We start from the raw sequence: 24,801 nt of genomic DNA, 5'->3' as shown, positions 1-24,801 counted from the left end.
CTACAATGGATCGGTTTGAACTTGGCTTGGTGTGTTGTCCTCTACAGAAAAATCTGCCGAGGATTAGCCATGAGCGACGACCTGCAACCCCCAGACATGACCACCTGGCAGCGCCTGTTCGACGACGAAACCTACTGGCAGCAATCCCCCGACGCGCATTATTTCGACCTGCAGCGCATCGCCGACGATATGCTCGGCCAAGGCGCCATCGATCTTGAGCAATGGCAGATCCTGCGCGGCAAAGCCGACGACCTGCATAAGGATTCCCCCGCCATCAACGTCACCCGTGAACTCGACGACCCCGAAGCCTGAGGACAACCCCATGAAACCCATCACCCAAGGCGAACACCCCGACGAACCCCGGCCACCGGGCGAGACCGAACGTGACAACGACGCCCTACGGCCCACCGACCCGAAACAGCGTGAAAACAATGGCAAAGGCACGCCCAGTGGCGAATCCACCGCGCAAGACATCGCTAAGCAACAAACCTCGCCGTCACAAACCAAAGCCAAGCCCTGAACTGCGTCTATGCTCAGTGTCACGCTCGTCGCCGAAGTCGATTCGGCGGCGAGTGCTGCCATTAATCACAGGGAAGGTATCGCTTATGAAGCTCGACGCACTGGCCAAGGCCATCACCCTCGCAACCGTACTGTCCGCCACCAGCTTCGGCGCACTGGCTGCCGATATTCCGCTGTCTGCCACAGTTGAAGCCGATCAGGTCACCACCAAAGTGATCTCCGTCGATGCCGCCAACCATCAGGTTGTGCTCGAAGGCGCGGAAGGCAAGCCGGTTCACGTTCAGCTCAGCGACAAGGCGAAAAACCTCGCCAATCTCAAGGCCGGCGATCAGGTCAACATCCACGTACAGCGTTCCGTCGCTGCTTACCTCGACACCGATGTGGATAAAGGTCTGCCTGGCACCACCGAACGTACCGGTGAGTTGCGTAAGGCTCCGGGCAGCGATAACCCCGGTGGCGAAGCGTACCGTCAGGTTCAGGTGCAACTGAAAATCACCAAAATTGATTTGAAAACAAATCAGGTGACCCTGCAAAACCCGGCGGGCGTATCGAAAGTCCTCGACGTGAAACAGCCTGAAATTCAAGCCAAGCTGAAAGATCTGAAAGAAGGGCAGAGCGTTATTGTCACTTACACCGATATCTTGAAAGTGACCAGTCAACACGAAAGTTGAGCTTTAACTCTACAGGATGACTGCTCTTGTACAGTTTTTGTATGAGAGTAGTCATACTATTAGTGTGGTTTGACCTCATTGAAAGTTTCATGAAAGGAATCGCCGATAAATATCTATTAACGTTTCCGTACATAAATTTCATATTCAAGAATGAGGACATAAGCGCCAACTTCTATTAAAATCCACCCCGTTCGCCCAGTGTCAGGGCTCTTTACCGGTGCATGGATTGCCAGGCCATTACACTGGGCGAACACCTCTTCGGAGTGGATGTATACAATTTCTGCAAACAAAAAGGGCGACTTTATAGTCGCCCTTTTTGTTTGCTGTGAATTAGTCCGAGGTGTGCGCTTCAGCTGTGTCTAGCTGCCCCTTGAAAGCGCTTCAACGTGGCCTGATACATTTTTGTCCTGCGGTGATTTTCCCCGTAGGTGCCGGCAGCCGCGACAGTTCCTGACTGAATGTGATCCAGATAGCTAAAAATCTTGCGTGGCGACAGAAACTTGATGCCATAGCCCAGGCTGCTCATGCGATCTTGCAGCGCATAACCGGGCACCTGCTCATCCATGCAGAAGTGCAAGCCCAGGGACTTCATCAAACGTGCGTTCCACAATGTGCAGAAACTTTTCAGATGAGTTTCTTTGTAGGGTCTTGGCATTTTCGAACGCAGGCCAAGACGCACTTTTGCTTTACGAACATAGTGCTTGCAGAAACGCGAAGTTAAACGCCAGGTGTCACGCACAATCCCGCGATTGAGTTGTTCGACACAACCGACTGCGGCCATATCCGGGTTTTTCGTGCATTCACGCATCATCATGGCGAACACTTCTTTGTCGTAGACAAAGGTGTCGGTGTGCAACAGGAACAAGTAATCGGTGTCGACTTTTTCCAGTGCCAGATCCAGCGCCTTGCCGTGCGCAATATGGCCGATTTCCTTACCCGGGGAAGGCCGTTCAATCAAGTTGATCCAGTCGAGCGAACGCAAGTAATCGAGACTGGCATCCGCCGAATCGTTGTCCACCACCCACACAGGAATGCGTTGTTCCTGGACATGCTCACGCAAAAGCTCGAGGCACATTCGGGTGATGTCCGGGGTTTTGTAATTTACCAAGACAAGGCTGAAATTCGACGCTGGCTGGGCTGGTAAATCAAACGCTTTCATGTCGGAAGGACTCATCTGCGATTCAAAGACAACAGGGTTTCGTTGCCGCGATCGTAGCGAGGCAACCTTAGTCGAACCTTAATTTGCGGATGTGACGGTAGATGTATGCCGAAGATAGGCTGCTGGTCTTATGAAATGCATGGGGTGCTGCCGATCATTACCGGATAAAATGCGCGCCCCTCTCACGGTTCAAGGAAGAAACGGCGCACGCCGTTGTGTCACGGATGAAACCACTTTCCCTTTACCACCCGGCCTTGTACTGGCTGCGCGTGTGGCAAAAAAGACTGTTCCGCCAGATTGCCTGGCACTGTTCCAGCAAACGCTACGCACGCCCCGTTGCTGCAGCTGAGCGTCTGCCATATCGCTACCTCAAACACACCTCGAAACTCATCCGCAAACTCGGCGACTCCGACCTCGCCCTGCAACACAACAAAGTCATCAACCTCAAACTCGCCGTCGCCGCCATCGACGGCGTCATCATCGGCCCCGGCGAACACTTCTCCTTCTGCCGCCTCGTCGGCCGCCCGACGTTGAAGCGTGGCTACGTTGAAGGCATGGAACTGTCCTTCGGCGAGGCTAGACGCGGGGTAGGCGGAGGCATTTGCCAACTGAGCAACCTGATTCACTGGATGGCCATTCATTCGCCGCTGGTGGTGGTCGAACGCTCCAACCACAGCTTCGACCCGTTTCCGGATGAGGGGAGGGTGCTGCCGTTCGGGTCCGGGGCGGCGATTTTCTACAACTACGTTGATCTGGTGCTGCATAACCCGACGGATCGGAGCTTTCAGTTGAAATTGAACGTCGGCGAGACACAACTCGAAGGGGAGTTGTTGTGTGATCGGGTGAGGGAATATCGCTATCACGTGTTCCAGGAGGCGCATCGGTTTGTGCGGGAGGGTGCGCGGGTGTATCGGGAGAACGAGATTTGGCGAGAGGTCAGGGAAAAGGGGCAGGTGGGGCAGTTGGTGGAAAGGGAGAGGCTTTATCGGAATCGGGTCGTGGTGAAGTATGACGTGGCGGGCGAACTGGTTGAGTAGATGCATTGTGAATGTGAGGCTTCAGCTTCGATGATGTGACTTTTGCTCTTCAGTTTTTCGTGGATTTTTATGCGGGTTAGCCGTTGCCTTTCGGGCACTTTATAAGGAATTTTTAGTGATACGTCCGTATGCGTTAGCCCTGGCAAGCACGATGCTTTTGACCGGATGCGGTGCAGAGTCGGGTTCTTTACCCAGCAGTCAAAGTATGTCCCCTGAAAAGGTGGCCTCGATCGCGACGACAATCAAAACGAAATACCCTGACCTTTCCAGCGAACTTCGTGACAAGGTTCTCAACACGGTTGTGCAGTCGATCGACAATATGGTTTTTGTTGAGGGCGGGCAATTTGATATGGGGGATTTTGGCTGGATTTGTGAGTATGACGAGAAAGATGTTTGTACCTGGCCTTGCGGGCAGGAGCCGGAGCAGCTTTGTAATATTAGTAGCAAAGGCAATGATGATTTCGTCCATCCGATTAAATTGAGCAGTTATTATCTTTCGAAATACCAAGCTACGCTGGGGGATTTTGATCTGTTTTTCGTGGCCAATGGTGAACCGCTCTATGATGAGGAGTATCGAAAGCGCGAGGATCTAAAATTTCGCTATCAGTCTGATTTACCTGCCCCAACTAAAAGATGGCAGGAAGCTAACGACTATTGCCAATGGCTAGGCGATCTTAGCGGTTATGTGGTGGATTTGCCTACTGAGGCTCAGTGGGAGTACGCCGCTCGCAGTCGAGGACAGCATTTATTATTTCCGACTGATACTGGTAGCTTGGATTATGGAAAGAATTTTCCTATCGAAGACGAAGAGCATAATTTCCCAGTCGGTCGCTTTGCACCTAACCAATTAGGAATATATGGACTTTCGGGTAATTCAACTGATTGGGTTAGTGACTGGTATGATGATAATTATTACAAAAACTCTCCGCTTGAAAATCCGCAAGGCCCAGAGTCTGGAACTCAAAGAATTAGACGCGGTTCAACCGTTTTAGAAGCGCCTTTATCCTCTGCACCAATGATCCGTCGTTGGGCTACAAGTCCCGTGCAGAAATATCATACTAGTGATACTGGTTTTCGGTGTGCAATTCAAACAAGTGCACCATTGTAGACTTGATTAAGGGCGCCCTTGAGTGCGTCTTTTTAAGCTGATCCGTCATATAAGTCGCTTCTTTTTGCAGCGATTAAAGAGTAATTCTCGGGTAGACCATGCTAGAAGAACGAAAACGTAGTCTGTCCCCGACGGCTTCCTCCCCGACGGCTTCCGTCGGCTTTCGAGTGCTTACTACAACTGGATGTTTGTAATCTGCGCGTAGTTTGATTGTCAAAGATGGGCTGACTTACTCATACATGTACAAAAGGTCATTCATCAGTTCAAGTTCTTGCTGGGTGCGCTGAACCTTGTTGTAACGTAGAATGCCTTCAAGTATTCCTCTGAACGGGATTTGCCGCGATGGATTCTCAACGACTTCGATCATATGGTCGTAACCTGGGTCGTTTTCCTTGAGATATTCTTCGATCAGCTCTTTGAGTAATACGCGAGCTTGTTCATCGGTTAGCACTTTTACTTCTCCGACAAAGTGGCGGTGTCGGTTATTTTGGGTTTATTCGGAGGCACGCGACGCTTAATTTCGAGAAAGCGTGGTCTTTTCACGGTGCTTGCGGAATGCTGTTGGGGCACTGGTGAGCTGGGTGAGCTTGCCATGCATGTGCAGGACAAAACGCAGTCATCGATAGAGCTTGCCACCTCAGGAGGCGACCAAAAGTCTCCGCCTGCCAAAGGGGGAGCTTCGGTAAGCATGCCCAGCCCGTTTCAGCAGTTTGTTGTCATCGTAGGGAATGGTAAAGTTTACACTTTGACGCACCCTATAAGGATATTGCCTGTGTTACGTCAGTTTGTACTTGCCCTGCCAGCCATGCTGTTCCTGGTCGGCTGCGAGGCCGAATCCGGTCCCCTACCTAGCAGCAAAAGCCTCTCTCCTGAAAAGGTGGCGTCCATCGCGACGACGATCAAGACGAAATATCCTGCCTTATCCAGCGAAATGCGTGACAAGGTGCTCAAAACGGTTGTGCAGTCGATCGACAATATGGTGTTCGTCGAAGGCGGCCAGTTTGATATGGGGGACTTCGGCTGGGCTTGCGAATACGACGAAAAGGATGTGTGTGCCTGGCCCTGTGGGCAGGAGCCGGAGCAGCTTTGTAATATCAGTCGTAATGGTGATGATGATTTTGTTCATCCTGTCACGCTCACCTCATACTACCTCTCAAAGTTCCAGGTTTCGCTGGGTGAATTTGATGTGTTTTTTACTGCAAAAGGGTTGCCTCTTTTTGACGCTGAAAAACGTAAGCGTGAGGATTTAAAGTTTCGCTACCAACCGGACTTGCCAGCTCCGACTCAGAGTTGGCAGCAGGCAAAAGACTACTGTGAATGGCTTGGAGAATTAAGCGCGTACGCTGTTGATTTGCCATCAGAAGCACAGTGGGAATACGCGGCCCGTAATAGAGGGCAGCATATACTTTTTCCAACTGATAGCGGAAGTCTTGATTATGGGAAGAATTTTCCACTTGATGATGAGGGGAATAATTTTCCGATTAGTAGGTTCGCTCCAAGCCCATTAGGTATTTATGGCGTTGCTGGAAATTCGACTGACTGGGTAAATGACTGGTACAGCAAAGACTACTATGAGAACTCCCCTCTAGAAAACCCCAAAGGCCCAAGCACTGGTCTCAAACGAATTCGGCGCGGGTCAACCGTTTTGGAGGCGCCATTATCTTCTGCGCCGCTTGTTCGTCGTTGGGCAGTAGATCCGTCCAGTGATCGATACTCTGGCGGAACAAGCTTTCGTTGCTCTATCCAGTCAGATCAAAAATTATAGGATGATGGTAAGTCTTTCTGTGTATTTAGAGCTGGCTGTTTTTATTTAGATATTTTAAGGCGCCTTTGGCGCCTTTGCTTAAACAAGGCCTTCGAAGTGATCACTGCGTTTTGCTGCGAGAAGTGTTCTTTCTTTCCGCCATGAAGGGCCTGGGCTCCACGCAAGTGCTCCATAATCCAATGCCGATGTATCAGTGTTTACGGCTAAGGTTTTAATAAAGCTATTGAATTGCTGTTGCTCTGCCCCGTCAAGAAGCATATTTAAACGGTTTAGACTGTTTATGGAATTGACCTTGCTGCCATCTTTTGAGCAGTGTTCTAAGACCTCAATGAAATGCCGCCAACTGCGCAAATGGGATAATAAAAGTACGACTGCTTTTTCTTGCTCTTCTGCCCAGCTTTCTACAAAGCTTTCAGTTAATAGATACACCATGGGGCCGATTGTTTCTGGCGGTAAGCTGCTGAGTGGGATTCTCTTTTTGTTAACTATAACTGACTGGTTTTTTAGCAAGTATGTCGCCAGTTTTTGCGCTTCCTGCTTAGTTCCTTCTCTATCGGCCCACCAGTCTCTCATGTTTTCAGCTCCCTTCGAGAACGCTTCTTGCGCGATTTGTCCGGGCTGCGTCGTGATCCTGAAAAGCCCTTGTGCCATATAATTGAAAGCGTCTTTCGTTACCGCCAACTGGTAGTGGAAGTCTGCTTTAGATAGAGCATTACAGAACACATAGATCAAATCACCAATCTTCTCAAGGTCCACAGAAGTACCGAAACCACCACCCGCTCCAGGTCCAAAAACCAGGCTGGCTTTGCAGTTGATCGCCAAACGGTCTGCACTGATCTCAATACCAAAATCAAAACCCGCCCCAATACCCAGAGCCACATTTCCTTCAGCCTTGATTTCAACCAGGCTCGACCAATCAGTGCTGCCGCTATCGTTTGCCTGTCCTGCGACGATTTTTCCTACCCCTAGTTTGGTCGAATCAAGCCACTTCAATGTGCCTGTCAAAGTGCCGCCGCCTTGCACTCCGGCGAAAGCATTACCCTTCACCCCCAAGCTGCCGCCGCGTCGTTTGTCGACTGCAATATCGGGGGTGCTTAGAAACGCGGTCGCACCGGAGGCTTCCGCTTCCTTTGGTTTGTATTGGGCTTTGACACCGGCCTGACCTTGCGCCGTTGCTCCAACGAAACACGACAACTCCACCTTGCCTTCGAGTCGGAAGACACCGATATCGCTGACGACTTCCTTACCCTCGGCATTGCGGTAAGGCATGCGCACCACATACCCACCCTGATCGGGGAAAAAACCCTTGATCGCTGCAGAGCCTTCGGCCAATGAGATCGCCGCACTGCCTTTGACGCCGATTTCGACATTGCCCTTGCCTGGTTCCCAACTATTGATTCCGGCACTGGCGGTAGCGGCAAAGCGAAAGGCGTGAGCCTCAGCGGAGACTGCGTATATCGCCGAGTCAGCCTCATTGGAGGTCCAGGAGCACTCTTTGTGGAGTGCGTTGAGTAAATTGTCCTCTTTGCTCGTCCACGAGGTGAGTTTGGCTTCCAGGCTGCCGAGAGGGCTGGTTTTGCGGGCGTCGGAGACGGCCGCTCTGATGTCCTTTATCAGGTTCTTCGCGAGATTCTTATCGAAAGGCTTGCCTTGCATCACTGTGGTAGGGACCTTGACACTCCATGTGAACCGCTCCCGATCCCGAACCGGGATGTAGTGGCGCCGGGTCGGATCACGGAAGGAAATGTATTCGACCGGAGTGATACCGGTTTTTATCTGTTTGCCCTTCTGAATATCAGTGCCTTGGCCCTTCCCATGTTTGATGTCAGGGGCCGCCCCGTTAGCACTGGTGGAGCTGTCGCCAGCTTCGGCTTTGCCTTGCGCGGCGATCCGGGTCCGCAGCGATTGTATTTCGGCGTTCAGTTCGGCGACCTTTTTGTCTCGCAAGCCTTCCCAATTGGTTTCCAGATAGTTGCCTTCAAAGGCCGGCTGGGGCGTGTAACGGTTATACCAATCGCGAGCCTTTTGCACGGTCGCCAGTTGGCCCTGCAGATCTTCCTTGCGCTCGATGACGGTTTTCGGTTTTGCCTCCACGGGAGGGGAGCGCTGTAACAGGCCGGCTTCTTCTGCCTTGGCGTTCCACTTGTCTTTAACGCAACTCGTGCAGGAGCAAGAAGCCTGAGGATCTTTGTGTTTGGCGCACTTGCTGGCTTCGGTCGCGCTGGCGAGATTTTGATGTAGCTCATCCATCAGTTTTTTGACGAGGTCGGACTGCTGCTTGAGTGCGTTCGACTCTTTTTCCGTCAGTATGTAGAAGTGCTTTTCACCGGTGATATGGATGATATCGACCAGTTCGTCCTTGCACTCGACGGCACCTTTGACGGCCGTTGTGCTCTGGTTATCGGCGTGCTTGGGCGGTGGCAGGCTCTTGGCCGCAGGCAACTTCAACGCCCAACCGGTCTTGATGTGGTTGGGGTCGGTAATGATCGGGTTCAGTGCCCGCAGATCTGCCACGGAGCATTTGTTGGCGGCGGCAATGCTGCCAAGAGTGTCGCCGCTCTTAACGGTGTAAGTGTTGCTCATTGCTCGTCGTCCTTGTGATTACAGACTTTCCAGTTGGATCAGCTTGTCGCCCAGTGCGATATCTTCATGTGCTAGCAATTCGGCGGCGGGGGGGCTATCCCAGAAGCTGTCCCCGCGTTGGATGGCTAAACGAAGCCATCGCTCTTGATCAGCCATTTGGTCATAGCCCTGGTCTCTTCCGGCCAGTAACTGGCGGTAAACGAACTCGATGCTGCCTTCTGCGGGTAAAACTTCGTGGTAGTCGGTAGCAAAGCGGGTCGCTATGACCTTCAACCGGTTCTGCTCAATCAACGCCTGACGCTCTGGGCTCAGGTACAACCAAGCGGGAGGCTGAGGCACATTCTTCTGGTTTTGGGGCGACTTGGCGTAATACCGCCAGCCGATCTCGTTTCTCCATGCGAGACCGCTGAATGGTCCGAAAAACTGGGCTTTTTCAGGTTCACTGAGCGAAAGCAGTAATGGCTCCATCCAGCGCGGATCAAAAAAACGCATCATTTGCAGCGGGTCTTCATCGGTTCTCACTGTCAGCAGGCTGCGCCAGTGTTCAATAGCCTGATCCAGCAAGGAGGGACTTTCTAACCAAGCAACACATCCAGCGTCGAACTGTTTCAGTAACTTACTGGCATAGGTCGCTGCTGATTGTTTTTCCGGGTACACGACCACATAGGGGCCCGCGGGCTGCAGGTCGGCATACGGTGTGTTAGTAAACAGTGGAATGCATTCGGGCCGGAAATATGCTTCATCTTGAAACAGGTGGTTCAATAGATCCGTATCAAAACTGCGATCTAGAATCAGGCACATAACACCGGATGCGGCAGACTGTTCGAAGGGTGACGCGATGGAGACAATCATGCTGACGCACCCGGTTGGTGAATAGGGCAGCAACCTGTCGCATCCAGATGACATGACGGGGTCGGTAGCAACACGCCAGCTTTTGACTGAACCTTGAAGGAGCCGAGGGAGGGTTTCACGACCTGCCCAGCTTTATCCGCATCCGCCTGCTTCAACGGCCCCGGCAACAACGGCGCCGCCCCCGTGCCACTCCCCGGACTACCCCCGGAGTTCATATTGATCACCGGCCCGCTCATCGTCACGCCGCCAGCATCAATCTTGATGAAGCTGCCGCCGCCGATCAGGGTCAGCTCTGCGCCTGCTTCCATCACCACTTTCATGCCGCTGCTGAGGTGGATTTCCTGGTCGGCATCGATGTACTGGCCGGTGCCGATCTTGATGTGCTGATTGACGCCGACGGTCAGGTGGTCGTTGGCGCGGGTTTCGACTTTGCGGTCGGCGTAGACGGTGTGGTGTTCTTCGGCCTTGAACTCGCTGTAGCTGTTCTGTTCGACGGTGTCGTGGCGTTCGTTGCCGACGCGGATTTTCTGGTCGTGCTCGATGTTTTCGTCCCAGTCGCGCTGGGCGTGCAGGTAGATCTGTTCCTGACCTTTTTTGTCTTCGATGCGCAGTTCGTTGTAGCCGCCACCGCCCATGGAGCTGAGGGTCTTGAAGGTGCTGCGGGTTTTGTTCGCCGGCAGTGGATAGGGGACGGTGTTTTCCTTGTGGTACAGGCAGCCGCTGATCAGCGGTTGATCGGGGTCGCCTTCAAGGAAGGTGACCAGCACTTCCATGCCGATGCGTGGGATGGCGATGCCGCCGTATTGGGCGCCGGCCCAGGCGCTGGAGACGCGCAGCCAGCAGCTGGTTTTGTCGTCGGCTTCGCCTTCGCGGTCCCAGTGGAACTGGACTTTGACGCGGCCGTATTCGTCGCAGTGGATCTCTTCACCTTTCGGGCCGGTGACCACAGCGCTCTGGCTGCCGAGGATGCGCGGTTTCGGGTGGCGCAGGGGCGGGCGGTTCGGCACGTCCCACGGGGTGGCCTGGAAGCGGTTGCGGTAGCCCTGGTGGAAATCGTCTTTGAGTGCGGTGGTGTCGCTGGTCACCGACTCTTCGAGGACCTGCGGCTGCTTGCCTTCGTGGTGGACTTCGGTGAGCAGCCAGAGGTCATTCCATTTGGCTTTCGGGTGCGCGGTCAGGGCGAGGAAGTGGCCGCTGACCAGCAACGGTTGATCGCTCTTGCCTTCAGCCAGCTTGAAATCACTGCGATGACGTTCGAGGGCGCGTTTGGCCAGGTGTTTGCCGCGCTCGCGGTCGATGAAACGACCTGGGTAATCGTAGTCTTCGAGGTCGGGCAGGGCGTCGCCGCGGTTTTCGCTTTCGAGGGTGAGGCGCGGTTTCTCGAAGTCGTAATCGCGGCGGGTGGTGCGGCTGGTGCGGGTTTCCAGGCGCAGGTCGAAACGCTTGATCACCGGGTCGCTGGCGACCATGCCGGAGTCTTGCTGATAGGCCACAGGCTTGAGTTTCGGGAACACCGTCTGGTCATCGCCGAACAGCAGTTTGTGCGCCGTTGCCGTGTGCTCGAAGTGGTAGTGGATACCTTCTTCTTCGCACAGGCGCTGGATGAAATGCAGGTCCGACTCATCGTATTGCACGCAGTAGATGCGCTCGGGATAAATCGAACCGGTCTTGAATTCGTAGGCGTTGCTTTGGATGCCGTGCTCTTCGAGGACCATGCCGATGATTTTCGGCACGCTGAGGTTCTGGAAGATGCGCTGGTTGATGCGGTGTGCCAGGTACGACAGTTGCGGGCGCAGGGTCACCGAGTAACGGGTCAGGCGTTTGCCCGAGTCGCCTTGCGCGGCGCGGTAGATCTGGCCGTGGATGCCGCTGCCGTCGGGCGACAGTTGCAGGAAGGCCGGTTTGTGCAACAGGGTTTCGAGGTCCAGCGACGGCTGCTCACTGACCAGCTCCACCTCGAACACAAAAGGCTGGCTGATGGCTTCCCGACCGGTGAGGGTAAACACCTGGAAATCGGCGGAAAGGCCTTCGATGGTCAGGGCAAAGTGGGTTTCATTGGCCGGCGCGAACATCCCTTGTTCCTCGTGCTGTACAGCGGCGTACGTCGACGACCGCAAAGCGGCTCAACTTACGCGAAATTCTGGAGGGCGAAAACAACATCGACCAGCAGAGCTGGCCGATGCTTGTAACGATCAGCCGTAATTAAACGACTGGAGCACGCCAGTCATCGGAACCCGAAGTACCGGATACTTCGTGGGTCCAGGTGATTTTACGGTAGGTGAACTGCACTTCTTCCAGGTGGGTGAAGTGCGAGTTGCCTGGATCCTGGCAGTTGTGCATTTTGTTGTTGATGGCGACGATGATCGCGTCTTCCAGTTTGGTGGTGTAGTAGTGCTCTTGGGTGCCTTGAGCAGAAGTACGGAACCACTGGATAACGATTTCGCTCATGCGCTCGCCGGAGGTCAGAGCAGCTTGCAGCAGAGGCGAAGCCTTGTCGTAGACCTTGGTGATCACAACTGGCTTGTGAACGCGCTGACCGGTTGGCTGACCGGATTGTGGGTCACGCGGGATGATCACGTCGTGGCTGAAAGCCTGAACCATAACCTGGTCTTCGTGGCCTTCCTGGTAGGTGTTGCCTACGGAGTCAGCGGTGAAAGCGCCTGCAGTGATCAGGCCTTGTTTTTCGCCGGTAACCGACATGTACGCTGGTGTTGCCATGGGGTGCTCTCCTTGCGGAATAATTTAAGGTGCCCGGGAGGCGAAATCGCCCGGTGGGTGCCTGACTGTTATCAAGGAGCGTGCCAACAATTGTGGCGACCATGCGGGCCGGGGTGTTTGTCTGATTTTTCAGGCGCTTGTGCGAAATAAAGCGCTCGCTCAAGGCAAAAGTGCGCAAGAAGTTGCGCAGTACTGCGCAACTTCTTGCGCACTTGGCTGCAGGCCTTGTGCGACGTGGCTCTCAGCGGTTTTATCAGGCTTTTTTGCAAAACAAGTGCGCAACTTCTTGCGCACAATGGCCACGCGCCATCATTTGGTCGAAGCGGCTGCTTAAAACTTTTAGATCAAAAGATCGCAGCCTTCGGCAGCTCCTACATTTGGAATGTATTTTTCCTGTAGGAGCTGCCGAAGACTGCGATCTTTTCGGCCGTTACCGGGAAAGTGTGGACAGACAATTATCGATCGAACGCTGCTGCGTCGCGGCATACAACCCCAACTCATCAATAGTCGCGCGCCCCAACGCCTGCTCAAAAGCCTGCCGATTGGAATGCTCGCCATAATGCGCCTGCGCCGCATCGCCAAGGTTCGACTGAAAAATCCCCGCCGCACTCACCGGCAGGAAGTCTTCGTACACCAACGGTTCCGCTTTCACATAACCACCGCGCAACAAGTCCTCCAGAGACGACTGCCCAAGCCCTCCAGCAGCCTGCCCTTTTTCCGTGGCGAAATAGCGAAAGTACGCCAGCTCTTGTTCACGCATGCCCTCGACACTGTCAGGAAATTCGCCAAAGTGCTGAGCCATCAGCGCGTTGTAGCGTGCGGCATTGCCCTCGTTGGGGAAGTCGCCGAGTTCATCGCGTGCGGCATTCAGCAAGCGGTCATACAGCGCCCGACCTTTGGGCGTGAGCGCCGCGCCGCGCTGTTCGATTTCGCCGAAACGCGCGCTGTGGCTGCCACGGGTCTGGTTTTGATCGGTGAAGGCAATCGGCTCGTCCAGCGCCTTGAAACTGGTCTGGCGCAAGAGGATCGGGCACTGCCGGCGCGGCGGTCCTTCGATCACGGCTTTCGGGGTGATGCCATGGGCCGGCATCTGTTCCTGGACGCGGTCGATGTCCAGCGTGCGCGGCGTCAGGTGATTGATGTGTGGGCCTTTGAATGCGACCACGTCGGCGATCAAGCGATGTTGCGCGCTCAACGTCTGATATTGCGTAGCGGTAACCGTGGCGCTGTGATGCCAACGAAAGGTTTCCAGTGCCTGCAGTACGAATGCCTCGGCCTCGCTTTCATTCAGTCCACCTGCGTTTTCAGCTTGCGCGATCAAGCGCAACGCCTCCGAGGTAAAGATCGAACGCTTGGCCAGCACTGATTCGGCAAAGGCACGCAGTTGTGCATCCTCAATCAACTCGAGGCGCAACAGCGACGTAAACACCCGAAACGGGCTGACTTGCAGCGCCTCTTCATGCACCGCGCGAAACGCAGTGGAGTGCACCGGCACGCCCGCCGGGGTCAGGTCGTAATAGCCCACAGGCTGCATGCCCATCACCGCAAACAGGCGGGCGAGGGTGGCCAGTTCCGTCGCGGTGCCGACGCGAATGGCGCCATGGCGCTCCATGTCCAGCCGTTGGATTTCACCGGTGCTGTCGAGCTGCCGGGCGATGTCCGGCTGATCGGCAAGCACCTCGCGGTTGGTTTGCTCGACCAATTGCATCAGCGCGCCGTACAGCGGCACTTCTTCGCGGTACATGTCGGACATCGCTTTGGAGAAGCGTTGGCGGATCAGCTCGGGGCTGACGAACGGCTGCACGGTCATGAAAAAAATTCCTGCCACGGTCACGGAATGGATTAGAGAAAAGATCGCAGCCTTCTCGCACGCGGGCAAACGAAGAATCCTACGAACTTCATTCTGCCAACGACTGATCCACCAGTTCGATCCAGTGCATCACCCGCGTGCGTCCGGCACTGGCCAGATGGCTCTGGCAGCCGACGTTGGAGGTGACGATCAGCTCAGGTCGGCCGCTCTCCAGCGCATTGAGGCGGTGGTCGCGCAATTGCCGGGCCAGCACCGGTTGCGTCAGCGAATAGGTGCCCGCCGAGCCGCAGCACAAATGGCCGTCGGGCACGGCGGTAAGATTGAAACCCAGGCGTGTCAGCACGGCTTCCACCGCGCCGCCCAATTTCAACGCGTGCTGCAAAGTGCAGGGGCAATGCACGGCAATCCGCCGTTCAGTGGCGGCGCAGATCTGTTCGAGCGGTTCCTGCGCAAGTATCTGCACCAGATCCAGCGTCCGCTCGCTGATTTCCCGTGCCTTGGCTGCATACAGCGGATCGTCTGCCAGCAAATGCCCGTAATCCTTGATGAATGCGCCGCAACCGCTGGCGGTCTGCACAATCGCTTCGGCGCCGTTTTGCAGGTGCGGCCACCAGGCATCGATGTTCTGCCGCGCGCGGTCGAGGCCTTTGGCCTGTGCGTCGAGGTGATAGTCCAACGCGCCGCAACACCCGGCCTCGGCCACCGGGGTGACGCTGATGCCCAAGCGATCCAGCACCCGCGCCGTGGCGTCATTGGTGTTTGGCGACAACCCCGGTTGCACGCAGCCTTCAAGCAACAACACGCGACGGGCATGCCGAGGGGCAGGGCGCGAGCCGTTAACCGGCAAGTGCTGCGGAAGTTTGCTTTCAAGCAAACGCGGCAACAACGGCCGAAAAGTCGTGCCCACCCGCAGCAAGCCTTTGAACAACCCCTGATTCGGCGCCAATGCGCGCAAGCTCTCACGCAACAGGCGTTGCGCCGCCGGACGCGGCACCGCGTGATCGACCACCGCGCGGCCAATGTCGAGCAGGTTGTGATAGTCGACACCGGACGGGCAGGTGGTTTCACAGTTGCGGCATGACAGGCAGCGGTCCAGGTGCAGTTGCGTCTGCGCCGTCGCGGGCGCGCCTTCGAGCACTTGTTTGATCAGGTAGATGCGCCCGCGCGGGCCATCGAGTTCATCACCGAGCAATTGATAGGTCGGGCAGGTCGCGTTGCAAAAGCCGCAATGCACGCAGGTGCGCAGAATCTTTTCCGCCTCGGCGGCGCGGGGCAGTTGTCGCGATTGTTCGCTGAGGGTGGTTTGCATGGCTAGAACTCCGCGTACATGCGCCCGGGGTTGAACAGCCCTTGCGGGTCGAGTTGCGCTTTGAGTTGTCGGTGATAGCGCAGCAGTGTCCAGGCTAGCGGCTGGAATGGCGAAGAGCTGGCGCCGTGGGTGAAGCAGGTGGCATGGCCGCCGAGTTCCTGAGCGAGAATATGAATGTGCTCAACGTCGGATTTCAGCCAGCGTTGTGCCCCGGCCCAGTCGATCAGTTGCTCGCCGGGCAGATCCAGTGGCCCGAGATTGTTCGGCAACGACAAGCGCCACAGCGGCAGACCTTCGTTGAAAAAGGCTAGACGCTGCTCATTCAGATCTCGCCAGAACCCTGAATCCAGCGGCTCACCACCGAGTCGTTGATGCGCCGCCGTCACCGAACCTTCGCCGCCTTCAAGCCGCAGATACAGACTCTGACCATCGTGACACGCGGCACTGATCGGCAGCGGTTGCTGACCCCATTCGGCAAGCTTGGCCAGTGCCCGCGAGCAGTCCATATCGAGACGAATGCTCAGACACTGGCGTGGTTTCGGCAGGACTTTCAGCGACACTTCGGTGAGCACGCCGAGGCAGCCGTAACTGCCGGCCATCAACCGCGACAGGTCATAACCGGCGACGTTCTTCATCACTTCGCCGCCGAAGCGCAGGTGCTGACCGAGGCCAGTGATCACCCGCGTGCCAAGGACGAAGTCGCGCACCGAGCCCGACCACGGTCGTCGTGGCCCGGACAAACCGGTGGCGATCATGCCGCCGACTGTCGCGCCTTCACCGAACGCCGGCGGTTCGCACGGCAGCATTTGTCCGGCGGCATCCAGCGCTGCAAACAGCTCGGACAAAGGCGTGCCGGCGCGCGCCGTGACCACCAGTTCGGTAGGCTCATAACGGACGATGCCGCAGTGGGCGCGGGTGTCGAGCACTTCCCCGGCGACCTCGCGGCCGAGAAACGCTTTGCTGTTGCCACCCTGAATTTTCAGCGGCGTGGCATTGGCCCGCGCCTCGTTGACCTGATCGAGCAGGGCGCTGGCGGCGTCGACATCGGCCATCAGAAACGCTCCAGTTCGGGGAAGGGCAATTGCCCGGCGTGAATGTGCATCGCGCCGAATTCGGCGCAGCGGTGCAGGGTCGGAATATTCTTGCCGGGGTTGAGCAGGCCTTGTGGGTCGAACGCGGCTTTTACCGCATGGAACAGGCTCAGTTCGTCGCTGTTGAACTGCGCGCACATCTGGTTGATTTTCTCGCGGCCGACGCCGTGTTCGCCGGTGATGCTGCCGCCGACCTGCACGCACAGTTCAAGGATCTTGCCGCCCAAGGCTTCGGCGCGATGCAGTTCGCCGGGTTGGTTGGCGTCGAACAGAATCAGCGGGTGCATGTTGCCATCGCCGGCATGGAACACGTTGGCCACGCGCAAACCGTATTCTTCACCGAGGCGGGCGATGCCTTGCAGGACGCCGGGCAATTCGCGGCGCGGGATGGTGCCGTCCATGCAGTAATAGTCCGGTGACAAACGGCCAATGGCCGGGAAAGCATTTTTGCGCCCGGCCCAGAAGCGCACGCGCTCGGCTTCGTCACGGGCCTGACGCACTTCGGTGGCGCCGGCCGCGGTCATGACGTCGCGCACCCGTTGGCAATCGTCGTGGACATCGGCTTCGACGCCATCGAGTTCGCACAGCAGAATCGCCTCGGCATCGACCGGGTAACCGGCGTGGATAAAGTCTTCAGCGGCGCGAATGGCGAGGTTGTCCATCATCTCCAGCCCGCCGGGAATGATCCCCGCCGCGATGATTTCGGCGACCGCGCGGCCAGCCTTTTCCACGGAGTCGAAACTGGCCAGCAGGACTTTTGCGACTTGCGGTTTGGGCAGCAGCTTGACCGTGACTTCGGTGATGATCCCCAGCAGGCCTTCGGAACCGGTGAACAACGCGAGCAGATCGAAACCCGCTGAGTCGAGCGCGTCCGAACCCAGGGTCAGGCGTTCGCCTTCAATGGTCAGCACTTCGATTTTCAGCAGGTTGTGCACGGTCAATCCGTACTTGAGGCAATGCACGCCGCCAGCGTTTTCGGCGACGTTGCCGCCGATCGAGCAGGCGATTTGCGAGGACGGATCCGGCGCGTAATACAGACCGAAAGGCGCGGCTGCCTGAGAGATCGCCAGATTGCGCACCCCCGGTTGAACCCGCGCGGTGCGGGCGGCGGGGTCGATGTGCAGGATATTGTTGAAGCGCGCCATCACCAGCAGCAGGCCCTGTTCCAGCGGCAAGGCGCCGCCGGACAAGCCGGTGCCGGCGCCACGCGCAACCACCGGGACGTTCTTCTGATGGCAGAGTTTGAGCAGGGTTTGCACTTGCTCAAGTCGTCGGGGCAGGGCGACCAGCATCGGCGTGGTGCGGTAGGCGGAGAGGCCGTCGCATTCATAGGGTTTGAGTTCTTCCTCGCGCCACAGAATATCCAGATCAGGCAGCGCTTGCTGCAATGCCTTGAGGAATTCGGCCTTGTTCACCTTCGGTAACGGGCCGTCGAGGCGTTCGTCATAAAGAATGTTCATCTACACCTCAGACCTCGTCAGCTTGTAGGAGCTGTCGAGTGAAACGAGGCTGCGATCTTTTGATCTTGTTTTTTACAAGCAGAATCAAAAGATCGCAGCCTTCGGCAGCTCCTACACAGGATGTGTTGAGTGTCATTTCTGGCTTCCGAGGAATTCACGATACAGGCGTGCAGTATTCCCCGGCTGTTCAACCATCGGCATGTGCCCGACATGATCCCAGACATCCACGCGCAAATTGGCGATGCCCTTGCTCCACACCGGCACGCTGCTGACATCGATCAGCCGATCCTTGCGCCCCCAGAGCAACAGCGCCGGGCACTTGATGTCGGGCAGTTTCGGCTCCATCGGCGGGCTGGCGCGAAAATCGCGGAAGATCTCTTCCAGTTCATCGCGTTGTTGCTCGTAGCGCTGGGCGATGGCGTCCAGCACCAGGTTCGGCACCCACGGTGGCGACTCCATGGTCATCGCGTAAAACTGGCGAAATTCTTCCCGGGAGTTGATCAGAAACGGGTTATGCCCGCGCGCCAGATGCCGCTCCATGTCGCTGACCTCGGGCGCGGTGACGCCCGCCGGGTCGATCAATGCCATCGAAGCGATGCGGTCCGGATAAGTCGCCGCCAGCCACGCGGCGATGTAGCCGCCCATCGAGTTGCCGATCACATGGACTTTCTCCACGCCGCAGACGTCGAGCAACTGGATCATGCGTTTGGCTTGCAGCGGAATGTCATAACCGCCGCCCGCCTTGAAGCCGGTTTCACCATGGCCGGCGAGGTCCGGGATGATCACCCGATACTGGCGCACAAAGTGCCGGGAAAAGCGCAGCCACAGGTTCTTCTCGCCGCTGTAGCCATGCAGCATCAGAATCGCGCTGGCCGCTTCGTACGGCCCGCCCTGCCAGGTCGAGACGGTCATCTCGGCGATCGGCACTTCGATCTTGTGCAATTTGTACAACTTGGCCTCGATGGCCATGTTCAGGTCGTACAGCCAATGACCGACCGCCGGATAACTCAACCAGCTCCAGGCCACGAAAACCGCGAGGGCGACAAACAGCAAAAGCATCGACGTCTTCCTTTTACGTGTTCAGGACAGAATGTGGTCGGCCGGTTTCAGCGCTCGGGTCAAGCGGTGATAGCTGAAACTGAAGCCGGGAAACATCGCGATCACATGACCGCTCTTGCTTTGATACCAACTGTGGCAGCCGCCGGACTTCCAGACCGTGCGCTCCATCTCCCGATGAATCATCTCAGTGTAGGTACGTTCCGCATCACGGCGCACTTCGATGCTGCGCAGACCTTTGGCCTGCACGGTGCGAATGCAGTCGAGGATGTAGTTCATCTGCGACTCGATGATGAACAGCGCCGAGGTGTGCCCAATGCCGGTGTTGGGCCCGGTGACGATAAACAAGTTGGGAAAGTCCGGCAGGCTGGTGCCCAGATAGGCGCGCGGGTATTGCGCCCAGACCTCTCTGAGTTGTACGGCGTTTTTTCCGCTGACCGGGTAGGAAATCACCCCGTCGGTGGCGGCGTAACCGGTCGACCAGACGATCAGATCAACATCGATGTGCTGACCGTCCTGAGTGTTGATGCCGGTTTCGTCGATGGAAGCGATGCCTTGCTCGCGGGTATGCAAGGTGACGTTGGCGCGACTCAGCGCCGGGTAATAGGTGCTGGAAACCAGCACCCGTTTGCAGCCAATGGTGAAGTCCGGGGTGAGTTTTTCTCGCAATACCGGGTCCGGCACCTGGCGTTTTAGAAAGCGCAGGGCGTGCTGCTGCACCATGTGGATCGCCGCTTTTGAGTATTTGAACGCGATGACCCGGGTTTCGAATTGCCAGTAAATCAGCCAGCGCAACAGCTTGTAGGCCGGTTTCAGACCGAGCAGCCAGCGTTGCAGCGGCCCGAACTGGCGATCAGCGCGGGGCAGCACCCAATGCGGCGTGCGTTGGAACACGTGCAGTTGCTCGACTTGCGGCGCAATCGCCGGAATCACCTGCACGGCACTGGCGCCGCTGCCGACAATCGCCACACGTTTACCGCGATAGTCGTAGCTGTGATCCCAGTTGTTTGTATGAAACGTCTTGCCTTGAAAGCGATCCCGGCCGGGAAAGTGCGGGATGACCGGTTGGCTCAGCGGCCCGGTGGCATTGATCAGGAACTGCGCATAAAAGGTGCCTTTGCTGGCGGTATGCACGGCCCAGCGTTTTTCCGTATCGTCCCATTCGACGCGCTCGACATTGGCTTGCAGCTCCACGCATTTGCGCAAATCGAACTGCTCGATCACATGCTCGGTGTAGTGCTGCAGTTCGGCCTGTCCGGCGAACATCTGCGACCAGCGGTACGGCGCGAACGACAGCGAATACAGCGGCGACGGCACGTCCACCGCCGCGCCGGGATAGGTGTTCTGGCACCAGGTGCCGCCAAAGAAGTCCCGTCGCTCCAGCAGGCGAAAATCGTCGATCCCGGCCTTGAGCAGGTTGACCGCAGCACATTGACCGCCAAAACCGCTGCCAATGATCAACACGTGATAGGTGTGCATGGGCCTCCTTCTTATAGTTGTTTTTCCATTTTGCTCCTTTCATGTATAGCCAAATATTTGCACTGTGTGCGGCCATGATGTCGCTCTATTCAGCCCGCTGGCCGGTGATGGCTATTTAACGTCGCCCTGTTAGACTTCCAGCACATCCGTCCTGCGGTGTGCGTGATCGAGGTCCTTATGGGAAATACCGGAGGAAAGGGACTTTCATTGGCCAGGAGGCTTTATACGTCGCGCATCCTCGGGTTGATTCTGGGGCTCGTGTGCGTGAGCGTGGCGATGTACTCGCTCGATCCGCCGCTGTGGGTCTGGGCACTGATGTTTTTCAACGGCCTGGTCTGGCCGCATCTGGCGTTTCAATGGGCACGCCGCGCCCGGGTTCCTTACCACGCTGAACACCGCAATCTGTTGATCGACGCCTTTTTCGGCGGCTTTTGGCTTGCCGCCATGCATTTCAATCCGCTGCCCACGGCGACGACCATTTCGATGATGGCGATGAACAACGTCGCTATCGGTGGTTCACGTTTTCTATTGGCAGGCTCGGCGGCGCAATTGCTCGGGGTCGGCGTCGGGCTGGTGGTGTTTGCTCCGGCATTCGTTCCTCAGACCACGCCTGCGCAAATGTATGCCTGTTTCCCGTTACTGCTGCTGTACCCGTTGGCGCTGGGCTGGATCTGCTTTCGCCAGGCCTACACCTTGGGTCGGCATAAACGCGAATTGCTTGCCCTGAGCCGCACCGACAGCCTCACCGGGTTGCTCAATCACGGCGCCTGGAAGGATCAACTGGAGATCGCTTTTCAGCGTTGCAAACGGCAGAAGCAGGGCGCAGCGATTGCGTTGATCGACATCGATCACTTCAAGGCAATCAACGACACTTACGGCCATGTTGCGGGCGACATCGTGTTGCGCCAGTTGAGCAAATTACTTAAACAAAACCTGCGGGCGACTGACGTTGCCGGGCGTTACGGCGGTGATGAGTTCTGCGTGATTTTGCCGGATCTGCCGCTGTTCAACGCCGCGCAAGCCATGGAAGCGTTGCGCGAGCGTTTCGCGATTCTGGGTTATGAGCAGAATCCGGCGTTGAAGGTCAGTTTGAGTATCGGCCTGGCGGCGTACGATCCGGCGCATGCCGACGCGACACGCTGGCTCAATGATGCCGATCAGGCGTTGTACGAGGCCAAGGCGAGCGGGCGTAATCGGGTGATCTGCAATTGTGATGACAAGCCCCGGCGGACGTTGCTGGATTCGGTTTGACCGCTACACCGTAGATCCCCTGTGGGAGCGAGCCTGCTCGCGAAAGCGCTGGGTCAGCCAACATTGATATCGCCTGACACGACGCCTTCGCGAGCAGGCTCGCTCCCACAGGGTTTGTGTGTTGTCGGTTAGATCAGTGTCGCATTCGGTGTAGAGCCTCGCGCCGATGTCGGGTACGGTTAAATCCCCCCGACGCGAAACAAGGATCGCTTCATGACGTTCTCATTTTCTCGCTCCCTGTTGGCCGCCAGTCTCGGCCTGTCTCTTGCTTTCTCCGCTGCCTACGCCTTCGCCGAACCGCACAAACAAGTGCTCGCCGATGCCGAACAATACCAGCCAGAAGCCCTGAAACTGCTGGAGCGGCTGGTCAATATCGACTCCGGTTCAGGTTACGAGCCGGGCCTCAAGCAAGTCGGCGATATCGCCATCGATGAGCTGAAAAAACTCGGCGCCACCATCGAACTGGTACCGAACACACCGGAAAAATCCAACCATGTACTCGCGACGCTGAAAGGCACCGGCAAGGCGAAAATCCTGCTGATGGCGCACATGGACACGGTGTTCAAGGAAGGTTCAGCGGCCGAGCGGCCGTTTCACATCAAGGATGGTCGTGCTTACGGGCCGGGGGTGATGGATGACAAGGGCGGCATCGTCGCCGGGATCTATGCGCTGAAAGTCCTGAAAAACCTCGACTTCAAGGACTACGCGCAAATCACTTTTCTGCTCGACGCCAGCGAAGAAACCGGCTCGGACGTCGCCACCGACCTGATCAAGAAAACCGCCAAACAGCACGACGTGACCCTCAATCTGGAGCCGGGGCGCCCGGCCGATGGTCTGGTGGTGTGGCGCAAGGGCAGCGCGACGGCGCTGGTCGAGGTCAAGGGCAAAGCCGCACACGCCGGCGTCGCTCCGGAACTGGGGCGCAATGCCGCAATGGAAGCGGCGCACCAGATTCTGCAACTGGGCAAACTCGGCGATGAAGCGAAGAAAACCACCATCAACTTCACCGTGCTCAAGGCCGGCGACCGCACCAACGTGATTCCCGATCAAGCCACGGCCAAGGCCGACGTGCGCGCGGCGGTGCCGGAGGAGTTCGACCGGATCGAGAAGGATCTGGCGCGGGTGTCCCAGGACAAGCTGATTGCTGATACGGAAGTGAAGACGTCTCTGCAGCGCGGCTTGCCACCGATGCCGCAGACGCCTGAGTCGGATCGCCTGATGGCCATGGCTCAGGGGATTTACGGCGAGATTGGCCGCAAGTTGACGGAGGAGGGCAGTGGCGGTGCGGCGGATGCCAGTCTGTCCGCCGGGGTCGGCACGCCGACACTGGATGGCTTCGGGATTGTTGGTGGCAATATTCATACGCCGGAGGAATACGCCGAAGTGGCGAGCGTGGCGCCGCGGATTTATCTGTTGTCGCGGATGATTATGGAGTTGGCCAAGTCGCGGTGAGTGGGTTCGTGGTGTGACTGATGCGGGTGGGGTGTCAGGTGCATTTGCCCTCACCCTAACCCTCTCCCAGAGGGAGAGGGGACTGACCGTGTTGTGTGTGATTAACACGGCGACCTGAAAGATCCATTTTGAATTCAAAATCGGATTCAGCGCGGTATCACAAGTCGGCGTAGCTCCCGAGCATCCCCCAATCAGTTCCCTCTCCCTCTGGGCGGTCCGACGTTTCGGGAGGGCTAGGGTGAGGGGCTTTTGTGGGAAAAGTGGAAGCTGTGAGTGACCAGTGCGGTACATCTGTTGATGCGCGAGGGCTGTGCGATTCTGAATGTGATTCAGGCGCGGGCGGTGCAGCGGGAGGAGGCTTACAAGACGCTGGTTTAGCGGTGTAGCGGCTGTTGCTATCGCGAGCAGGCTCACTCCTACAGTAGATCTTCAGTGCACACAGTATTTGTGTTCAACACTGATCAATTGTAGGAGTGAGCCTGCTCGCGATGGCGTCAGCCCGGCCAACCCATCACTCCTTGACGCTCATGTATTCCTTGGCCCAGAGAATGTATTCCTCCGGCTGGGTATAGGTGTGCGTCAACTCGGTAGCGCTCAGGTCGGACGCCTGGGTAAAGATCTGCCGCTGTTCGCGCAGGCTGTCATACGTCGCTTTGATCGCGGCAAAGTAAGCGCCATGCCCATCAATGGTCACGCGCACACCGAGTTCGGCCAGACGCTTGTCGTCGCGCAGCGCCGGGTTGCCGTAGGTCACCAGCATCAGCGGTACGGTCAGGTGTTCGGCGATTTGCTCGAGCTGATCGAAATCCTGAATCCCGACCATGCAAATACCGTCAGCCCCGGCCGCCTGATACTGGCGAGTGCGGCTGATGATTTCCTGGTTCGGCAGGATGCCGGCGTTGGTACGGGCGATGATCGCCATTTCCGTATCAACCCGGGCTTCCAGCGCTGCGCGGATCTTGCCGACGCCTTCGGCCACGGTGATCAGGTCGGTGGATTTGCGGCCGAATTGTGCCGGCAGCAAGGTGTCTTCGATGGTCAGGGCGGCGACCCCGGCGCGTTCCAGTTCGACGATGGTGCGCATCACGTTGAGGGCGTTGCCGTAGCCGTGGTCGGCGTCGGCGATCACCGGCAATTGGGCGACGCGGCCGATGCGGGTGGCCTGTTCGGCGAACTCGCTGAGGGTGATCAGGGCAAAGTCCGGGGCACCGAGCACCTGCAACGAGGCCACGGAACCGCCGAGAATCCCCACTTCAAAACCCAGGTCAGCGGCAATGCGCGCGGACATCGGATCGAACACCGACGCCGTGTGATAGCAGGTGTCGGAAGCCAGCAGTTGACGGAAGTTACGGCGCAAATCTTGATGGGAAAGCCTGGTCATACGAGTTCCACCAATACAAAGGAATGGAAAGGCTTGAACAAAGGTGTCAACGCCGAAGAATGAAAAGGCTATCACGCGAATGGGTCAATGATCATGACGA

General features: G+C 56.9%; 21 protein-coding genes. 8 read left to right on the top strand and 13 right to left on the bottom strand.

Features of this window, described 5'->3' with window-relative positions; all coding sequences use genetic code 11:
• Positions 1 to 69 precede the first annotated feature (69 nt).
• The 3 genes from ACOYXE_RS11865 to ACOYXE_RS11855 all read left to right on the top strand — a co-directional run bounded on the left by ACOYXE_RS11865 (position 70) and on the right by ACOYXE_RS11855 (position 1,190).
• The gene (locus ACOYXE_RS11865; protein ID WP_160057257.1) at positions 70 to 312 is read left to right on the top strand and encodes a hypothetical protein; all 243 of its coding nucleotides are present in this window, start codon (positions 70 to 72) and stop codon (positions 310 to 312) included.
• A gap of 10 nt (positions 313 to 322) precedes the next feature.
• Entirely contained in the window at positions 323 to 520 is a 198-nt protein-coding gene (locus ACOYXE_RS11860; protein WP_160057258.1) for a hypothetical protein, read from the top strand.
• Positions 521 to 605: 85 nt separating this feature from the next.
• Positions 606 to 1,190 carry a hypothetical protein gene (locus ACOYXE_RS11855; protein WP_460929356.1) on the top strand — a complete coding sequence of 195 codons (585 nt, stop codon included), beginning with the start codon at positions 606 to 608 and terminating at the stop codon, positions 1,188 to 1,190.
• A gap of 349 nt (positions 1,191 to 1,539) precedes the next feature.
• On the opposite strand, the gene ACOYXE_RS11850 is transcribed toward ACOYXE_RS11855, so the two are convergent.
• Positions 1,540 to 2,349: a glycosyltransferase family 2 protein gene (locus ACOYXE_RS11850; RefSeq protein ID WP_160057260.1), complete on the bottom strand. Its 810-nt coding sequence runs from the start codon at positions 2,347 to 2,349 to the stop codon at positions 1,540 to 1,542.
• A gap of 224 nt (positions 2,350 to 2,573) precedes the next feature.
• Between ACOYXE_RS11850 and ACOYXE_RS11845 the strand changes: the two genes are divergently transcribed.
• Entirely contained in the window at positions 2,574 to 3,386 is an 813-nt protein-coding gene (locus ACOYXE_RS11845) for a VanW family protein (RefSeq protein WP_460929354.1), read from the top strand.
• 205 nt (positions 3,387 to 3,591) lie between these two features.
• Positions 3,592 to 4,494, top strand: a complete 903-nt coding sequence (locus tag ACOYXE_RS11840; RefSeq protein WP_460929352.1) for a formylglycine-generating enzyme family protein — start codon at positions 3,592 to 3,594, stop codon at positions 4,492 to 4,494.
• A gap of 229 nt (positions 4,495 to 4,723) precedes the next feature.
• Here the strand turns inward: ACOYXE_RS11840 and ACOYXE_RS11835 are convergent, their stop codons facing one another.
• Entirely contained in the window at positions 4,724 to 4,945 is a 222-nt protein-coding gene (locus tag ACOYXE_RS11835) for a hypothetical protein (RefSeq protein ID WP_460929350.1), read from the bottom strand.
• 237 nt (positions 4,946 to 5,182) lie between these two features.
• Between ACOYXE_RS11835 and ACOYXE_RS11830 the strand changes: the two genes are divergently transcribed.
• Positions 5,183 to 6,259 carry a formylglycine-generating enzyme family protein gene (locus ACOYXE_RS11830; RefSeq protein WP_460127930.1) on the top strand — a complete coding sequence of 359 codons (1,077 nt, stop codon included), beginning with the start codon at positions 5,183 to 5,185 and terminating at the stop codon, positions 6,257 to 6,259.
• Positions 6,260 to 6,337: 78 nt separating this feature from the next.
• Here ACOYXE_RS11830 and ACOYXE_RS11825 read toward each other — a convergent pair whose 3' ends face one another.
• From ACOYXE_RS11825 to ACOYXE_RS11780, 10 genes are all read right to left on the bottom strand, one after another.
• Entirely contained in the window at positions 6,338 to 8,842 is a 2,505-nt protein-coding gene (locus ACOYXE_RS11825) for a LysM peptidoglycan-binding domain-containing protein (protein ID WP_460929348.1), read from the bottom strand.
• Between the two features lie 18 nt (positions 8,843 to 8,860).
• On the bottom strand, positions 8,861 to 9,694 hold the full coding sequence (locus ACOYXE_RS11820) for a DUF4123 domain-containing protein (RefSeq protein ID WP_460929346.1): 834 nt from the start codon (positions 9,692 to 9,694) through the stop codon (positions 8,861 to 8,863).
• The gene (locus ACOYXE_RS11815) at positions 9,691 to 11,766 is read right to left on the bottom strand and encodes a type VI secretion system Vgr family protein (protein WP_460929344.1); all 2,076 of its coding nucleotides are present in this window, start codon (positions 11,764 to 11,766) and stop codon (positions 9,691 to 9,693) included. The genes ACOYXE_RS11820 and ACOYXE_RS11815 overlap by 4 nt, the downstream gene beginning before the upstream one ends.
• A 130-nt stretch (positions 11,767 to 11,896) precedes the next feature.
• The gene (locus tag ACOYXE_RS11810; RefSeq protein WP_007919523.1) at positions 11,897 to 12,412 is read right to left on the bottom strand and encodes an Hcp family type VI secretion system effector; all 516 of its coding nucleotides are present in this window, start codon (positions 12,410 to 12,412) and stop codon (positions 11,897 to 11,899) included.
• Positions 12,413 to 12,842: 430 nt separating this feature from the next.
• Positions 12,843 to 14,222, bottom strand: a complete 1,380-nt coding sequence (gene hglS / locus ACOYXE_RS11805; RefSeq protein WP_460929341.1) for a 2-oxoadipate dioxygenase/decarboxylase HglS — start codon at positions 14,220 to 14,222, stop codon at positions 12,843 to 12,845.
• Positions 14,223 to 14,310: 88 nt separating this feature from the next.
• Complete coding sequence (glcF, locus tag ACOYXE_RS11800) at positions 14,311 to 15,531, bottom strand: glycolate oxidase subunit GlcF (protein ID WP_460929339.1); 1,221 nt, start codon at positions 15,529 to 15,531, stop codon at positions 14,311 to 14,313.
• A gap of 2 nt (positions 15,532 to 15,533) precedes the next feature.
• On the bottom strand, positions 15,534 to 16,583 hold the full coding sequence (gene glcE, locus ACOYXE_RS11795) for a glycolate oxidase subunit GlcE (RefSeq protein WP_405124150.1): 1,050 nt from the start codon (positions 16,581 to 16,583) through the stop codon (positions 15,534 to 15,536).
• Positions 16,583 to 18,082: a glycolate oxidase subunit GlcD gene (gene glcD / locus ACOYXE_RS11790; RefSeq protein WP_460929337.1), complete on the bottom strand. Its 1,500-nt coding sequence runs from the start codon at positions 18,080 to 18,082 to the stop codon at positions 16,583 to 16,585. Before glcD ends, glcE begins: the two co-directional genes overlap by 1 nt.
• Positions 18,083 to 18,214: 132 nt before the next feature.
• The gene (locus tag ACOYXE_RS11785; protein ID WP_160057271.1) at positions 18,215 to 19,141 is read right to left on the bottom strand and encodes an alpha/beta fold hydrolase; all 927 of its coding nucleotides are present in this window, start codon (positions 19,139 to 19,141) and stop codon (positions 18,215 to 18,217) included.
• A 21-nt stretch (positions 19,142 to 19,162) separates the two neighbouring features.
• Positions 19,163 to 20,617, bottom strand: a complete 1,455-nt coding sequence (locus ACOYXE_RS11780; RefSeq protein ID WP_460929334.1) for a flavin-containing monooxygenase — start codon at positions 20,615 to 20,617, stop codon at positions 19,163 to 19,165.
• A 177-nt stretch (positions 20,618 to 20,794) separates the two neighbouring features.
• Here ACOYXE_RS11780 and ACOYXE_RS11775 point away from each other — a divergent pair, with 177 nt between their 5' ends.
• Positions 20,795 to 21,868: a diguanylate cyclase gene (locus ACOYXE_RS11775; RefSeq protein ID WP_122599978.1), complete on the top strand. Its 1,074-nt coding sequence runs from the start codon at positions 20,795 to 20,797 to the stop codon at positions 21,866 to 21,868.
• A gap of 213 nt (positions 21,869 to 22,081) precedes the next feature.
• Entirely contained in the window at positions 22,082 to 23,320 is a 1,239-nt protein-coding gene (locus ACOYXE_RS11770; RefSeq protein WP_160057274.1) for a M20/M25/M40 family metallo-hydrolase, read from the top strand.
• Positions 23,321 to 23,831: 511 nt separating this feature from the next.
• On the opposite strand, the gene ACOYXE_RS11765 is transcribed toward ACOYXE_RS11770, so the two are convergent.
• Positions 23,832 to 24,701 (bottom strand): isocitrate lyase/PEP mutase family protein, encoded by an 870-nt coding sequence (locus ACOYXE_RS11765; RefSeq protein ID WP_007919546.1) that lies wholly within the window; start codon positions 24,699 to 24,701, stop codon positions 23,832 to 23,834.
• Positions 24,702 to 24,801: the final 100 nt, after the last annotated feature.

Source organism: Pseudomonas sp. MC6 (assembly GCF_054790575.1).
Note: the sequence above shows the minus strand (reverse complement) of the source record. Positions and strands in the feature narration are given on the sequence as shown.